Source organism: Paenibacillus sp. KN14-4R (assembly GCF_052180255.1).
In the GTDB taxonomy this organism is placed as follows: Bacteria; Bacillota; Bacilli; order Paenibacillales; family NBRC-103111; genus Paenibacillus_AM.
Window position 1 is genome coordinate 1,145,902 of the sequence record NZ_CP197466.1, and the last position, 15,305, is coordinate 1,161,206.

12 protein-coding genes and 1 tRNA gene are annotated in these 15,305 nt (G+C 42.9%); 9 read left to right on the forward strand and 4 right to left on the reverse strand.

Annotated features, from left to right (window positions below; genetic code table 11):
- Positions 1-73: 73 nt before the first annotated feature.
- Positions 74-2,326, forward strand: coding sequence for a UvrD-helicase domain-containing protein (locus tag ACSBOP_RS05470; protein WP_442603428.1), 2,253 nt, complete (start codon positions 74-76; stop codon positions 2,324-2,326).
- A 62-nt stretch (positions 2,327-2,388) separates the two neighbouring features.
- Here the strand turns inward: ACSBOP_RS05470 and ACSBOP_RS05475 are convergent, their stop codons facing one another.
- From ACSBOP_RS05475 to ACSBOP_RS05485, 3 genes are all read right to left on the reverse strand, one after another.
- Positions 2,389-2,793, reverse strand: a complete 405-nt coding sequence (locus ACSBOP_RS05475; protein ID WP_442603429.1) for a VOC family protein — start codon at positions 2,791-2,793, stop codon at positions 2,389-2,391.
- A 68-nt stretch (positions 2,794-2,861) separates the two neighbouring features.
- A complete protein-coding gene (locus tag ACSBOP_RS05480) occupies positions 2,862-3,440 on the reverse strand; it encodes an undecaprenyl-diphosphatase (RefSeq protein WP_442603430.1) in 579 nt (192 codons plus the stop codon).
- A gap of 111 nt (positions 3,441-3,551) precedes the next feature.
- Positions 3,552-3,625: transfer RNA gene (locus ACSBOP_RS05485), tRNA-Arg, on the reverse strand.
- A gap of 177 nt (positions 3,626-3,802) precedes the next feature.
- On the opposite strand from ACSBOP_RS05485, the gene ACSBOP_RS05490 reads away from it, so the two are divergent.
- The 5 genes from ACSBOP_RS05490 to ispG all read left to right on the forward strand — a co-directional run bounded on the left by ACSBOP_RS05490 (position 3,803) and on the right by ispG (position 9,471).
- Positions 3,803-4,747: a hypothetical protein gene (locus ACSBOP_RS05490; protein ID WP_442603431.1), complete on the forward strand. Its 945-nt coding sequence runs from the start codon at positions 3,803-3,805 to the stop codon at positions 4,745-4,747.
- A gap of 138 nt (positions 4,748-4,885) precedes the next feature.
- Entirely contained in the window at positions 4,886-6,175 is a 1,290-nt protein-coding gene (gene tig / locus ACSBOP_RS05495; protein WP_442603432.1) for a trigger factor, read from the forward strand.
- Between the two features lie 185 nt (positions 6,176-6,360).
- A complete protein-coding gene (gene clpP / locus ACSBOP_RS05500) occupies positions 6,361-6,951 on the forward strand; it encodes an ATP-dependent Clp endopeptidase proteolytic subunit ClpP (RefSeq protein ID WP_442603433.1) in 591 nt (196 codons plus the stop codon).
- A gap of 14 nt (positions 6,952-6,965) precedes the next feature.
- Positions 6,966-8,231, forward strand: coding sequence for an ATP-dependent protease ATP-binding subunit ClpX (gene clpX, locus ACSBOP_RS05505; protein ID WP_442603434.1), 1,266 nt, complete (start codon positions 6,966-6,968; stop codon positions 8,229-8,231).
- A gap of 142 nt (positions 8,232-8,373) precedes the next feature.
- The gene (gene ispG, locus ACSBOP_RS05510; RefSeq protein WP_442604390.1) at positions 8,374-9,471 is read left to right on the forward strand and encodes a flavodoxin-dependent (E)-4-hydroxy-3-methylbut-2-enyl-diphosphate synthase; all 1,098 of its coding nucleotides are present in this window, start codon (positions 8,374-8,376) and stop codon (positions 9,469-9,471) included.
- 25 nt (positions 9,472-9,496) lie between these two features.
- Here the strand turns inward: ispG and ACSBOP_RS05515 are convergent, their stop codons facing one another.
- Complete coding sequence (locus ACSBOP_RS05515; RefSeq protein WP_442603435.1) at positions 9,497-10,213, reverse strand: N-acetylmuramoyl-L-alanine amidase; 717 nt, start codon at positions 10,211-10,213, stop codon at positions 9,497-9,499.
- A 189-nt stretch (positions 10,214-10,402) separates the two neighbouring features.
- On the opposite strand from ACSBOP_RS05515, the gene lonB reads away from it, so the two are divergent.
- The 3 genes from lonB (at position 10,403) to yihA (ending at position 15,259) form a co-directional block, all read left to right on the forward strand.
- Positions 10,403-12,124, forward strand: coding sequence for an ATP-dependent protease LonB (gene lonB / locus ACSBOP_RS05520; protein WP_442603436.1), 1,722 nt, complete (start codon positions 10,403-10,405; stop codon positions 12,122-12,124).
- 86 nt (positions 12,125-12,210) lie between these two features.
- The gene (gene lon, locus ACSBOP_RS05525) at positions 12,211-14,595 is read left to right on the forward strand and encodes an endopeptidase La (protein ID WP_442604391.1); all 2,385 of its coding nucleotides are present in this window, start codon (positions 12,211-12,213) and stop codon (positions 14,593-14,595) included.
- Between the two features lie 37 nt (positions 14,596-14,632).
- Entirely contained in the window at positions 14,633-15,259 is a 627-nt protein-coding gene (yihA, locus tag ACSBOP_RS05530) for a ribosome biogenesis GTP-binding protein YihA/YsxC (RefSeq protein WP_442603437.1), read from the forward strand.
- The last annotated feature ends 46 nt before the right edge of the window (positions 15,260-15,305 follow it).

Consider the following 15,305-nt stretch of genomic DNA (forward strand, 5'->3'; position numbering starts at 1 on the left):
TTTGTCAAATGGATCAAGATGCTCTACACTGATAGGTACATATTTTGCCGAAAGTGAATCAGGAGATAGCGACATGACAGCCTTAATACCTATGTTTACAAGACCCGAAGGTACGATGAAAGAAAGCATTCCGAATGCTTCAATAGCAAGCACATTAACAAGCATTGATCTTGTCCCTGAGCAGGACAGCGATGCTTTTTACTTTCGTTCTTTAGAAGAGCGAAATATTAAATTGAATAAACCGCAAATTGAAGCTGTGCGGCATGTAGAAGGACCGGCCTTAATTGTAGCAGGAGCTGGCAGTGGGAAGACTTCTGTTCTTACTTCAAGAGCTGGATACCTCATTACAATGGGACATGTGAACCCGAATAACATACTGCTCGTCACATTTACAAGTAAAGCAGCGGAAGAGATGAAGCAGCGCATTTCGTTACTGCCCGGGTTGACTTCACGGATGGCGCGCGATGTCGTAACAGGCACGTTTCATTCGATTTTTTATCGCATTTTAAGAAGCGAAGGCTTCGACCAGAAGATTATGAGTAGTGAGAATCACCGTCAGACGATTATTAAGATTATTTTACGAAAAATGAACCTGCACGACGCATACGAACCCGAGACGCTATTATCCTTACTTTCATCTTATAAGAGTAATATGATGGCCATAGAGGATTTGCCCAACAAGTCGCCTGCTGAGAAGGAGCAGAAAGAAGTCTTCCGTCAATACGAGGCTTGGAAGCGGGATAATTATTATATGGACTTTGATGATATGCTGCTGGAAGCTTACTTGTTACTGCAGCGTTCCCCGAATTTACTATGGTCACTCCAAGAGCGTTTCCGTTATATTATGGTTGATGAATGGCAGGATACGAACCCGATCCAGTATGAGTTGGTTAAGATGCTGGCAGGTACACGTCAAAACTTATTCGTCGTTGGAGATGATGACCAGACGATTTTCACCTTTAATGGGGCAGATGGATCGATCATTCTAAATTTTGATCAGGTATTTCCCAAGGCTAAAGTAATCTTACTTGATGTGAATTATCGTTCCACGAATAGCATTGTAGGGCTCGGTAATGAAGTGATTCGCTTCAATCAGATGCGTAAAGTAAAGACGCTTCAAGCGACAAAGACAGGTGAGCATCAGCCCTATTTCCTGCGGCCTAGTACAACTGATGATGAAGCGATGATGATTGTGAACAAGATTAAACATGAAGTGCAGCAGGGAAAAAGGAACTTTCGAGATTTTGCCATCCTGCATCGTACAATAAGCAGCAGTCGGGCTATTTTTGAACAATTAGTCATGGATGAAATCCCATTTATGTCATTTTCCATGGGCGTCAGTTTTTATGAACAATCGATTGTGAAGCCTATTATTGACTACTTGCGATTATCTTTAAATGCCAAGCTTCAGACTGCTATGGAAGGCATTATCCCATCTTTATATCTCAATCGTGAAAAGTCGCTGACTTTTATTTATGCACAAGATTTGAAGGAACCCCTTGAGAAACCTTTACATCATCTGCTCAAGCTTCCCGATTTGAAATCATTCCAACAGCAGCAGCTAGCCGGGCGTCTACGTATGATAGACAAGTTGAAAGATATGAAGCCCTTGTTAGCGATTCAAGAAATAAGACGCACGTATGATGCATTCTTGGATGCTAGTGAGCGTCAGCAGTTAACCTTGCATAAAGAAATGGTGAAAGAAACGCTCTCTGAGATCGAAGCTTCAGCCAAACGTTTTGATACGGTTGCTGAATATGTCGCATTTATCGATCATGTTATTCAGAAAAATAGCCAAATGGAGCAGCTGCGCAAAGACCCAACATCAGATGCGTTATCACTGCTCACCATTCATAAAGCAAAAGGCTTGGAGTTTCCCGTCGTATATGTGATTGGAGCGTCAGAATCGATTTTACCGCACAGTTCGGCGTTGGATGCAGACGGACGTAAAGATATGATTTCGGATAAAAAGGGTCCAGAGAAAGTTGCTGCTGCGATTGAAGAAGAACGGCGCCTCGCCTATGTTGCCGTTACACGAGCGATGCAAGAGGTGTATATTAGCTCGCCTTCGTATTATAGGGGAGATCAGGTTGAAGTTTCGCGGTTTTTCATGGAGCCGTATGGTTTCAAGAAGAAGGATGAAGCGGCCAAGCTAAAAGCCACACAGGAGCAGGAAACGTTCCCTACATGGGAATGCACGAAGATGGGCTGCCGTGGCTGGATGCGCATTACTTCGTTGAAGCATGCCCCGAAGGAGAAGACGTGTCCGTTATGTAATGAAGCGATGGAGCGTTCCAAGCGTACAATTGTTATGGATAAAAAATAAAAGAAATCAACCTAGCGTGACGTTTGATTGGCTAGGTTGATTTCTTTATTATTCCATGGCATTCAAATGCCTTTGTTGTCACGAAGTTCGACAATAGTACCTTCTGGAGCTTTTACTTTGCATAAGGAACCGTTCTCAACGTGATAAATGTATTCAGAGTTCTTCAATAAGAATTCGGTGCCTAACTCCCGTAGACGAGTTACCTCTGCATTTAAATCCTCAACCCATAAACAAAAATGGGCTAGGCCTTGATTATTTGTATTTCCATCACCAAGTATTTCATTGTGTTTTCCAGTTTGCAGTTCAATGTAAAATTCCCCTAATTGTATCCATGTGTTAAAACTACGACCATGGAAATCAGGTGACTCATGTACTAACTTAAAACCTAGTCCTTCCGTGTAAAATCTCAATGTTTCTATATATGAATTGGTTTGTATACACAAATGATGAACATAACTTTTTGTCATTAAAACTTCCTCTTTTCACAAAAAATCAGCCTTCTGTGAAGAAAGCTGCATTGCTAATTAATATTTTATTATCCTTTTTTTGCCCAAATCGATTGTTCGATGTTGTTGTAGATTTTAAAAATGGTTCCCATGAACTTCTGGGCTGGTAACCAAGCTGCGAAAATAAGAGTGACGATTAGAACACATAAAACTCCATTAAGCATTCCGCAGATCACATCAAGAGGATAGTGAACACCTACCCAAACACGCGAAAAGGATATTGCTGCTGCTAGAATTAACCACACACGACCTTCTTTTCTTCGGAATAACCAAATGGACGTTGCGATTGCGAATGATGCAGTTGCATGGTCACTTGGAAAAGAAGCATTCATTGCATGCGGAACTAATTGAAAGACTTGATGTGTAACGAAAGGGCGGTCACGATAAAAAATGTCACCCAGTAGCATACTGATGGCTAGTGCAACCGCTGCAGATATGACAGCAATGAATATCATTCTCCGATTTTTAACAGTACGTGTAAACCAATAGATAATTACTGCAGCATAAAATAAGTACTCAGCACCACCTGCTAGGAATTTCATGAATGGGTTTAGAAAAGAGAATGTCTCAGAGAGATTATTAATTGACTCAAACACCATATAGTCCATGTATCGAAATCTCCTTTTAATTTTATAAACGTATAAAAAACGCTGAAACCCCTTATAAAGGATTTTCAGCGTTTTGGTTTTGACCAAACTTGTTCAAGTTTGACCTATTAACGTCCCAGGAGGGATTCGAACCCCCGACCCACGCCTTAGAAGGGCGTTGCTCTATCCAGCTGAGCTACTGAGACAAGTAATCTTCACTTTAAGCTTACGTGCTGTTCTTGTGAAGCGAGATTAATAATATCATACAAAAATAATAGAAGTCAATACGATATTCATGGTAATTTCATACAGTTACTTTTGCTTTCCACTCACGTATCCGTTACACTTGTCTGCAGTGGATTTTGATAGTGAGGTGTAAAGTCATGATAGAACGAGATGAGCTGGCTCATCCTAATGTTGTAATGCTGCCTCAGACAGTGAAGTATTACGAAGATCAGTTGGCTTCTTATTTTAAAATGGAACGATATGAGCAGGCTGCAGGCTTACTGTCTCACTTGTTACAATTCTCAAACGTAGAGCGAGCAAAGCGGGAAGAGTGGGAAATGCTGTTGGTATGGCTGCAAACCATGTTCCCTGAAGTGATGTTTGCTCCGCTTCATACAGACGATTTTGAACAAATAACTGCAATCGAAGAAGATGAACCGACAGAAGAAGAGATGCATCGACAAGCGATTGATACACGTATTCAGCAAGATCATGGATATGTCGACAATTTACTTGCTACGTTCTTGGAGTCTCACTCGCCACAAGAACAGTTAATTGCATTGGAAAAGCTTCCGTTTGTCGATCATCCAGATGCGCCCCATATTCTCATGAACTGGCTTACTGCTGAAGTACGTCATCCTTTACTCCAGTTCAGAGGACTTCAAGCTTTGAAACATTGGGGAGTTCAAGATGAAATACATCTTCCCAAACTCGTAGGTAGCGTACATCTTCGAATAGAAGATACTCCACTTGACTCAGAAGATATGCCGCAAGCGATTCGTGACATTTTTCGCCATCTACGTGAGACATGTGAAGAAAAGTATCCTGATTTAGCACTTTTCTCAACACAGATCGAATGTGAATTTTCAGCTTTCGCTTACGGTACAGAGTTGTATACGGAGATGTCGCAAGTACCGGAATCTGACATCCATCTGTGGGCTAGTGCACTGCAAGATGTGTTACAAGAGCATATATTTAAACTACCTGAGACAGTGGTTGGGTACGACCGAAATGAGATTGATGTGAAGTATGAAGCGGAATGGCAGCGTATCAGGTGCGCACTGGGCCAATTTTTTACCGAACAATTTCCACCTCACTCCTAATCGATCACCTTGAAAAGAAGATGTTTTATGTTATAATAAGGTGGTTATAATGGCGGATAAAAGATTCTTTTAACGTTTTTTGCCTGCCTGAACGTGAAAATACAAGTATGTGTACATTTTTGGAGGGGAAAGCATAAAATGAAAGCAAGCTGGGAAAAAATAGAGAAGAACGTTGGCGTTCTTGAAGTTGAAGTTAACGAGGATCGCGTATCCGACGCATTGGACAAGGCATTTAAAAAAGTCGTAGCTAAAGTAAACGTACCTGGTTTCCGTAAAGGAAAAGTACCTCGTGCAATGTTCGAAAAGAAATTCGGCATCGAGAGCTTATACCAAGACGCTTTAGATATCATTTTGCCTGAAGCTTATGTACAAGCAGTCGAAGAAGCAGGAATTACACCTGTTGATCGTCCTGAAGTTGACGTTGAGCAATTCGGTAAAGGTCAAACTTTGAAATTCAAAGCAAAAGTAACTGTGAAACCAGAAGTTACTTTGGGTGATTACAAAGGTCTTGAAATCGAAGCTGCTGACGTAAACGTAACTGACGAAGAAATTCAAGAAGAGTTGAATCGTCAACAACAACGTCATGCTGAGCTAGCAGTTGTTGAAGAAGGCGCAGCTGAAAACGGCGACATCACTGTAATCGACTTTGAAGGTTTCGTTAACAACGAAGCATTCGAAGGCGGCAAAGCTGAGAAGTATTCCCTAGAACTTGGTTCAGGTTCCTTCATTCCAGGCTTTGAAGATCAAGTGGTTGGTATGGCGATTGGTGAGACGAAAGACGTTAACGTAACGTTCCCTGAAGAATACCAAGCAGAAGAACTTAAAGGTAAAGAGGCTGTGTTCAAAGTAACACTTCACGAGTTGAAGCGTAAAAACTTGCCAGCACTTGACGATGAGTTCGCAAAAGATGTAAGTGAATTTGATACTCTTGATGAGTACAAAGCTGACATCAAGACTCGTCTTGAAGAAAAGAAAGCAAAAGATGCAGAAGTGAAGAAAGAAGTAGACGTAGTAGCTAAGGCATCTGCGAATGCAGAAGTTGAAATTCCAGCTGCAATGATCGAAACTGAGCTTGTGCAAATGCTTAAAGAATTCGAAAGACGTCTAAGCTCACAAGGCTTGAACTTAGATCTTTACTACCAATTCTCCGGTCAAAACGAAGCTGCTTTGAAAGAGCAAATGAATGACGACGCATTAACTCGTGTTCGTAACAATTTGGTTCTTGAAGCAATCGGAGCTGCAGAAAAAATTGAAGCATCTGATGCTGATGTTGATGCAGAAATCACGAAAGTGGCTGAGCAGTTCAAGAAATCTGCTGATGAAGTTCGTGAAATCTTCGAAGCTAACGGTTCTTTGGAAGGTATGAAAGAAGATTTAGCGCTTCGCAAAACGGTTGAGTTCTTAGTAAGCAACATCAAGAATGCTTAAATAGGTATACAAGGCACGTAGTTTTATGAAGCGTGCCTTTGTTTTACCCAAAAAAGCACCCACAGAAGAAGAAAAGCGGACGCATGTTCGTTTTAGGGCGAATATGACTTTGATTCGCAAACGTGTTAAAATATACTTGCATGTTGTTTCAAAATTAAAAATTTGCATTCTGAGGAGTTGATACCATGAATCTTATTCCAATGGTTGTTGAGCAAGAAGCGCGTGGAGAAAGGTCGTATGACATTTATTCACGTCTGCTGAAAGACCGAATTGTTTTCATCGGAAGTGCTATTGATGATGATGTAGCTAACCTGGTCATCGCCCAGCTTCTCTTTTTGCAAGCACAGGATTCAGAGAAAGATATTCACTTATATATCAACTCTCCGGGTGGTTCTGTTACAGCAGGACTCGGCATATACGATACAATGCAGTTCATCAAACCCGATGTATCCACGATTTGCGTAGGAATGGCAGCAAGTATGGGCTCAATTCTGCTTACGGCTGGAGCAAAAGGCAAGCGTTTTGCACTTCCGAACTCGGAAGTAATGATTCACCAACCGCTAGGCGGTGTTCGCGGTCAGGCGACAGATATCAAAATCCATGCGGATTGGATTTTGCATACGAAGAAGAAGCTGAATGAAATTTATGTTCACCATACTGGTCAACCGTACGATAAAATCGAACGTGATACGGATCGAGATAATTTTATGAGCGCTGAAGAAGCAAAAGCTTATGGTTTAATCGATGAAGTTATCACTCGAAACGACCTGATATAAAAAGGAGTGATAGAATGTTTAAGTTTAACGATGAAAAAGGGCAGCTCAAATGCTCATTTTGCGGTAAATCACAAGAACAAGTGCGTAAACTTGTAGCGGGTCCAGGCGTCTACATATGCGACGAGTGTATTGAATTGTGCACAGAAATTGTAGAAGAAGAACTCGGACACGAAGAAGAACTTGATCTGAAGGATATTCCGAAACCAAAAGAGATTTGTGATATTCTTGGTCAGTATGTGATTGGTCAAGACCAAGCGAAGAAATCGCTTTCGGTTGCTGTTTATAATCATTATAAACGGATCAATTCCCACCAGAACAAATCCGAGGAAGTGGAATTGCAGAAGAGTAATATCTTGCTCGTAGGTCCTACGGGTAGTGGTAAAACGCTTCTTGCACAAACCCTTGCGAAGATTCTCAATGTACCTTTTGCAATTGCAGATGCGACTTCCTTAACAGAAGCGGGTTATGTAGGGGAAGATGTCGAGAACATCTTGCTTAAATTAATCCAAGCTGCGGATTATGATGTGGAAAAGGCTGAGCGCGGCATCATTTATATCGATGAGATCGATAAAGTGGCTCGCAAATCAGAGAACCCTTCTATTACACGTGATGTGTCTGGTGAAGGGGTTCAACAAGCCCTGCTTAAAATCCTTGAAGGTACAGTAGCTTCTGTGCCACCACAAGGTGGACGTAAGCATCCACATCAAGAATTTATCCAAATCGATACAACGAACATTTTGTTTATTTGCGGTGGAGCATTTGATGGTCTAGAGCAAATTATTAAACGTCGTATTGGTAAAAAAGTGATTGGTTTCTCGACCGATGGAACAAAAGTCGATTTGAAACCAGGCGAATACTTGTCGATGGTATTGCCAGAAGATCTATTGAAATTCGGTTTAATTCCGGAGTTCGTAGGTCGTCTGCCTGTGATCTCATCACTTGAGCCGCTGGATGAAGCTGCACTCGTTCGTATTCTGTCTGAACCGAAGAATGCGCTTGTGAAACAGTATCAAAAGCTGCTTGAGATGGATAATGTGAAGCTTGATTTCAATCAGGAAGCGCTTGAAGCCATTGCAAAAGAAGCGATTAAGCGTAATACAGGAGCAAGGGGGCTTCGTGCAATCATCGAAAGTATTATGCTTGACGTGATGTTCGACGTACCATCTCGTACAGACGTGTCCAACTGCACCGTTACGCAAGATGCTATTCAGAACAAGCTTGCGCCTGTGCTGACGACAAAAGAAGGTAAGCCTTCGAAAAAGAAAGAAGAAAGTGCATAAACGTAAAGTTGATGTGCTGACAATAAATTAACACAAACAGCCTCCAATCTGGATTGCGGCCCCTAATCAATCGATGATCATTGATCTTGCTTGGGCCGTGCCGGAGAGGAGGATGTTTGGCGTATGGGAGAGAGCAGCGCTTATGTTCCATAGAAAAGATACCCGTCCCGTCCGTGTGGGGAATTTAACGATCGGCGGAAGCAACGAAGTTATTATGCAAAGTATGTGTACGACGAAGACAGCAGATGTTAAAGCCACGGTGGCTGAAATTCATCGTTTGGAAGAAGCGGGTTGTCAAATCGTCCGCGTGACAGTTAACAATAAGGAAGCAGCAGAAGCGATCAAAGAAATTAAGAAGCAAATTTCGATTCCTCTTGTTGCAGATATACACTTTGACTATCGATTAGCCCTTTCTGCGATTGAGAATGGGATTGATAAAGTACGTATTAATCCAGGTAATATTGGTCGCCGTGAGAAAGTTGAAGCGGTAGTTAAAGCATGTAAAGAACGCGGCATTCCGATTCGTATCGGTGTGAATGCGGGCTCACTTGAGAGTCATTTGTTGGACAAGTATGGGTATCCGACTGCTGATGCGATGGTGGAGAGTGCATTGTATCACATTGGGATTTTGGAAGAGCTTGATTTCCACGATATTATCGTGTCACTCAAAGCTTCGGATGTTCCCATGGCGATTGAAGCATACTCCAAAGCAGCGCAAGCATTTAATTATCCCCTGCACTTAGGGATTACGGAAGCAGGAACGTTGTTTACGGGCGCAGTAAAAAGTGCGGCAGGAATCGGAACTTTGCTGAACATGGGTCTTGGTTCGACTCTTCGTATTTCCTTAAGTGCCGATCCTGTGGAAGAGATTAAAGTAGCACGTGAATTGCTCAAAACGTTCGGTTTGATTACGAACGCAGCAACGCTTGTATCTTGCCCAACTTGTGGTCGACTGGATATTGATCTGTTCTCGATTGCCAATGAGGTAGAAGAGTACATTTCCAAGATCAAAGTGCCGATTAAAGTATCGGTTCTTGGCTGTGCGGTAAACGGCCCCGGAGAAGCACGTGAAGCGGATATTGGTATCGCAGGTGCTCGCGGCGAAGGGATGCTGTTCAGATACGGAGAAATGATCCGCAAGGTACCTGAGGCTGAACTTTTGCAAGAGCTGAAAAAAGAAATTGATATCATCGTGAAAGTTTACGAAGAGACGGGTCAAATTCCAGGTCGTAAACACTAAGCGGAAAAATAAAGCCGACGTGAGCCTAATTAGCTTCGTCGGCTTTTTGGTATGTTTCAAGCATTGCTAAAAATTCCATTATTCCTTCTGCTATTGACTTGGTGATGGCATCCTGCCCTTTTGTCGTCGTAAGTCGGTTACGATCCTCCGGATTGGAGATATATCCCATCTCCACAATGACCGTGGGACATGTTGTATGATTGAGTAGATAAAACGGTTTGCCGTGTATGGTAAGCTTTCTTGTTTGGAACAAGCGATTCATTGAGTTTTGGATCATTTCAGCTAAATAAACACTTAGTTCCGTATTCTGGTGCATCACGAGTGGCCCATGATGGAAAGGGCGTTTGGACCAGTTTACATGCAAAGATACCATCAACTTGGGATGCAAGTCATTAGCGAGCTGCTTTCGCTGTGCGAGATCACGTTTATGACGAGAGGGGTTTTTTAACCATTGATTATGATCACTTAGCGAGTGGTCTCCCGTTCGATCTACAATGACAGCAAGTCCTCGCTTGGACAACTCGCGGAACAACTTATTGGCGATAATCAAGTTAATGTCTTTTTCATATAAAGTACCGAAAGTGGTTCCGCCATCTATGCCGCCATGTCCCACATCAATAATGACATCTGTATCCGAAGATAGGGGGACCGCAAGTGCAGGTTGAAGTGGAATGATGGCTATTGAAAGTATAAGAAGCACACTAATAACCCGTGCGAAAGCCAAATTTAAAGTAAATTTCAAATGAGTTTCCGTCCTCCCGGTCATAAATTTGCAAATGGAAGTGTCATTCGCATTCCCCTTTATCCTCACACATTTCAGTCATTTACATTCATTTGTGAAGCAAGAACATTTTTGTTGATTATTCGTTAGTTTCCAGGGTAATACTACCGAGTATTAGATTTTTTTTCAAAAAGCCTTGGGAGGTAAGTTATGAACGGATTAAGTGTAATTGTGATGCTGGTACAATTCTTTTTTGCGATCATCATTGGACTTTATTTTTGGAACATGCTGCGCAATCAACAGACGAATCGAACAGCAGTTGATAGAGAATCGAAGAAAGAGATGGATAAGCTTCGCAAGATGCGCTCCATTACATTGTCCAAGCCTTTAGCAGAGAAGACGAGACCACAAACCATGAATGACATTGTTGGGCAAAAGGAAGGCCTTCGTGCGCTTAAAGCCGCGCTTTGTGGGGCAAATCCACAACATGTCATTATTTATGGGCCGCCAGGGGTTGGTAAAACAGCCGCAGCAAGGGTTGTTTTAGAAGAAGCCAAGAAAAACAGCTTATCTCCATTTGGGGCAGAAGCGAAGTTTACTGAAATTGATGCGACTACCGCTAGATTTGATGAACGTGGAATCGCGGACCCATTAATTGGTTCTGTGCACGATCCGATTTATCAAGGTGCAGGTGCAATGGGCGCTGCCGGAATCCCGCAGCCGAAGCCAGGTGCAGTGACGAAAGCGCATGGCGGTATCTTGTTTATTGACGAAATAGGCGAATTACATTCAATCCAGATGAATAAGTTATTAAAAGTATTGGAAGACCGCAAAGTATATTTGGAAAGTGCTTATTACAATTCGGAGGACGCTAACATTCCGAATTACATACATGATATTTTCCAAAATGGATTACCCGCTGATTTTCGTTTAGTGGGTGCAACAACGCGGATGTCCACGGAAATTCCACCTGCGATTCGATCACGGTGCATGGAGATCTTTTTTCGCCCATTGCTTCCAGAGGAGATTGGTGAAATTGCTGAAAATGCGCTTCGTAAAATTGGGTTGCCTGAGAACCAAGCTGCAATTAATGTAATTAAAAAATACGCAACCAATGGCCGTGAAGCCGTCAATATCGTACAACTTGCAGCTGGTATTGCTTTGACGGAAGGCCAAGCAAGCATCTCAGCTGCTGATGTGGAATGGGTTGTAAATTCCTCGCAAATTCCACCAAGACCAGAGCGGAAAGTACCTTTAACGCCACAAGTAGGTTTTGTAAATGGTCTTGCTGTGTATGGGCCTAACCAGGGAACATTGCTTGAAATTGAAGTAACAGCCGTACCCGTTCATAGTAATCAAGTGGGTAAATTTACGATCACAGGTGTTGTAGATGAGGAAGAAATGGGCGGCGGTTCTAGAACGATTCGTCGTAAAAGTATGGCGAGAGGTTCTGTTGAAAATGTACTAACTGTACTCAAAAGATTCGGCTATGACTCCAGTGGTTATGACTTGCATATCAACTTCCCAGGTGGGGTACCGATCGACGGCCCATCCGCAGGAATATCGATGGCTACTGCAATCGTATCTGCGATGCTGCAAATCCCTGTGGATAACCGCTTAGCGATGACAGGTGAAGTTAGTATTCATGGAAAAGTGAAGCCGATTGGCGGGGTTGTTGCTAAGGTGGAAGCAGCTTTACAGGCAGGTGTAACAAAAGTGCTTATTCCGAAAGAGAACTGGCAGGAAATGTTCACGGATTTGCCAGGTGCCACCGTCATTGCAGTAGATTCGGTTGAGGATGTACTGAAAGAAGCTCTCGGAATTGAAAGTTTCGAAATGGCAGGTCATGCGGTTATTTCACAAGAGGAAGATGCTGAACTTCCACTAACGAACCTGATACATTCGGATTTTCCACTTCAGTTAGAGTCCTAACTGGAGGATAGATTGGAGTTTTGTGGTACATTTTGATACAATGTTAGCTACAGTCAATGGGAAAAGACAGTGGAGGTGCGTCAATGATGGGGGCTAACAAAAATAAGGTGAGTCGGTTGCCCTTGTTGCCTTTGCGGGGACTGTTAGTATATCCCAGCATGGTGCTGCATTTGGATGTTGGCCGAGAAAAGTCGATTAAAGCATTAGAGAAGGCAATGATTGATGAAGGCATGATTTTGCTATGTTCACAATCAGAGCTCAGTATCGAAGAGCCGACTCGCGAAGACATTTATCGAATTGGAACTATTTCCAAGATAAGACAAATGCTCAAACTACCGAATGGAACGATTCGCGTCCTTGTGGAGGGTGTGCTTCGTGCAGAAATTTTGGAATATGTAGGTAATGAAGAGTACTATGAGGTGTCTGTCAAAGAACTTCCTGAGCAGGAGATCAACGATCCTGAGATGGATGCGCTCATGCGTACGATTCTTGCCCAATTTGAGCATTACATTAATTTGTCAAAAAAGGTTACACCTGAAACACTTGCTGCGGTTTCTGATATTAATGAACCCGGTCGTTTGGCGGACGTAATCTGTTCTCATTTATCGCTAAAAATAAAAGATAAGCAGGACATTCTTGAGACGATTGATGTGCGTTTGCGTCTAGAAAAGTTGCTCGAGATACTCAATAATGAACGCGAAGTGCTGGAGCTTGAGCGGAAAATTAACCAGCGCGTAAAGAAACAAATGGAGAAAACGCAAAAGGAATACTATCTACGCGAGCAAATGAAGGCGATTCAGAAGGAGCTTGGAGAGAAAGAAGGCCGAGCGGGTGAAATTGAAGAGCTTCGTGCACAGTTAGCGGAAAAAGAAGTTCCGGAGAACGTCCAGGAGAAGATCGAGAAAGAAATTGATCGTCTGGAGAAAATGCCAATAACTTCTGCTGAAGGCAGCGTTATTCGTAATTATATTGATTGGCTCTTATCCATTCCTTGGGGCGATAAAACAGAAGATATTCTGGATATTGTAAAAGCCGAGCAAATACTAAATGAAGAGCACTATGCGCTAGATAAGCCGAAAGAGCGGGTGCTGGAATACTTAGCCGTTCAGAAATTAGTGAACAAACTAAAAGGACCCATTTTGTGCTTAGTCGGGCCTCCAGGGGTTGGTAAAACATCCATAGCCAGATCGATTGCAAAATCAATGGGACGTGAGTTTGTTCGGATGTCGCTTGGTGGTGTGCGGGATGAAGCAGAGATTCGTGGACATAGACGCACGTATGTAGGTGCAATGCCGGGACGTGTGATTCAAGGGATGAAGACTGCGGGTGTAAGTAATCCGGTATTCTTACTTGATGAGATCGATAAAATGGCGATGGATTTCCGCGGCGACCCAGGTGCTGCCTTACTCGAAGTACTTGATCCAGAACAGAATAATACATTTAGCGATCACTATATCGAATTACCCTTTGATCTTTCGAATGTCATGTTCATTACTACGGCAAACGTAGTTCATAACATTCCCAGACCCTTATTAGATCGGATGGAAATGCTTCATATTCCGGGCTACACAGAGCTTGAGAAAGAGCAAATTGCACGCAAGTATTTGCTTCCGAAGCAGATGAAAGATCATGGACTGCAAGAGCATCAGCTTATTGTAGATGATGAGGCATTAGTTAAAGTCATTCGTGAATATACGCGTGAAGCGGGTGTGCGTAATTTGGAACAGCAGTTAGCGGCATTGTGCCGGAAAGCTGCGAAGCAAATTGTGACCGATCCATCGCAAATTGTACATGTACAGACAAGCAACTTGAAAGACTTACTTGGTCCGCTTAAATATAGTTATCGTAAAGCCGATGAGGAGGATCAAGTTGGGACTGTAACAGGTCTTGCGTGGACTGAAGTAGGCGGTGTCACGTTAGTCATTGAAGTGACCGTAATGCCAGGTAACGGCAAGCTAACGTTAACTGGACAGCTGGGCGATGTCATGAAAGAATCTGCGCAAGCTGCATTCTCGTATGCCCGATCACGTGCTGAGCATTTTGGTATCCCAACTGATTTCCATGAGAAAAATGATATCCATATTCACATCCCAGAAGGGGCAATTCCTAAAGATGGACCTTCTGCAGGTATTACAATGGTAACTGCGCTCATTTCTGCGCTCGCTAATATCCCGGCTTCCAGCAATGTTGCGATGACAGGTGAGATTACACTTCGCGGTAGAGTACTTCCGATAGGTGGTCTTAAGGAGAAGTCGCTCGCTGCGCATCGTGCAGGATTTACGAAGATTATTATCCCGAAAGATAATGAGAAGGACCTAGAGGACATTCCTGAGAGTGTACGACAGGAACTCACATTCGTACCGGTTGCACATATGGATGAAGTATTAGAACATGCACTGACCAAATCGTTTGTGATCCCGAATGAATCGGTGTCTCAGACAGATAACGAATCCTCGCACATCCATCACTAGAAGAGATGAGGAACGTATAAAAGGAAGCGAGTAAACGATGAAAGTAAACACAGCTGAATTTGTTATTTCTGCCGTTCAGCCTAGCCAATATCCAGAAGACGCTTTGCCAGAGGTTGCTCTGGCAGGGCGTTCAAATGTCGGGAAATCTTCACTTATTAACCGTATGATTAGCCGCAAAAACTTAGCTAGGACAAGCTCCCAACCGGGGAAAACGCAGACTTTGAACTATTATCGCATTAATAATGATTTACATTTTGTTGACCTTCCAGGTTATGGATATGCAAAGGTTTCCAAGACTGAGCGCGAGCGCTGGGGACGTTTTATTGAGCAATATTTAGTAAGTCGAGAAGAGCTTAAACTTGTTCTTCAGCTTGTTGATTTACGTCACCCGCCGTCCAAAGATGATCAAGCGATGTTTGAGTGGCTGCAGCATTTTGATAAGCCTATGCTTGTAGTTGCGACAAAAGCGGATAAAGTGCCGAAGAGTCAATGGCAAAAGCATGCCAAGATCATTCGTGAGACACTCGGTATGACGCCAAGTCAAGGTCCACTGCTCTTCTCTTCTGAGCTAGGTCTAGGCAAAGATGAGTTATGGAATCTAATCGAGCAAAGCATCGGATATCCAACACTAGAAGCTGCACCAGAAGCTCCAATTGTTGAGTAATAAAAACACAGTTTGATTCTTTTGAACACGTCGTTCACTGCGGCCC

What these genes read in the sequence shown, in the direction of transcription:
- ACSBOP_RS05470 (WP_442603428.1), top strand. Translation starts at nt 74, where the DNA reads ATGACAGCCTTAATACCTATGTTTACAAGACCCGAAGGTACGATGAAA.
- ACSBOP_RS05475 (WP_442603429.1), bottom strand. Translation starts at nt 2,793, where the DNA reads ATGACAAAAAGTTATGTTCATCATTTGTGTATACAAACCAATTCATAT.
- ACSBOP_RS05480 (WP_442603430.1), bottom strand. Translation starts at nt 3,440, where the DNA reads ATGGACTATATGGTGTTTGAGTCAATTAATAATCTCTCTGAGACATTC.
- ACSBOP_RS05490 (WP_442603431.1), top strand. Translation starts at nt 3,803, where the DNA reads ATGATAGAACGAGATGAGCTGGCTCATCCTAATGTTGTAATGCTGCCT.
- tig (WP_442603432.1), top strand. Translation starts at nt 4,886, where the DNA reads ATGAAAGCAAGCTGGGAAAAAATAGAGAAGAACGTTGGCGTTCTTGAA.
- clpP (WP_442603433.1), top strand. Translation starts at nt 6,361, where the DNA reads ATGAATCTTATTCCAATGGTTGTTGAGCAAGAAGCGCGTGGAGAAAGG.
- clpX (WP_442603434.1), top strand. Translation starts at nt 6,966, where the DNA reads ATGTTTAAGTTTAACGATGAAAAAGGGCAGCTCAAATGCTCATTTTGC.
- ispG (WP_442604390.1), top strand. Translation starts at nt 8,374, where the DNA reads ATGTTCCATAGAAAAGATACCCGTCCCGTCCGTGTGGGGAATTTAACG.
- lonB (WP_442603436.1), top strand. Translation starts at nt 10,403, where the DNA reads ATGAACGGATTAAGTGTAATTGTGATGCTGGTACAATTCTTTTTTGCG.
- lon (WP_442604391.1), top strand. Translation starts at nt 12,211, where the DNA reads ATGGGGGCTAACAAAAATAAGGTGAGTCGGTTGCCCTTGTTGCCTTTG.
- yihA (WP_442603437.1), top strand. Translation starts at nt 14,633, where the DNA reads ATGAAAGTAAACACAGCTGAATTTGTTATTTCTGCCGTTCAGCCTAGC.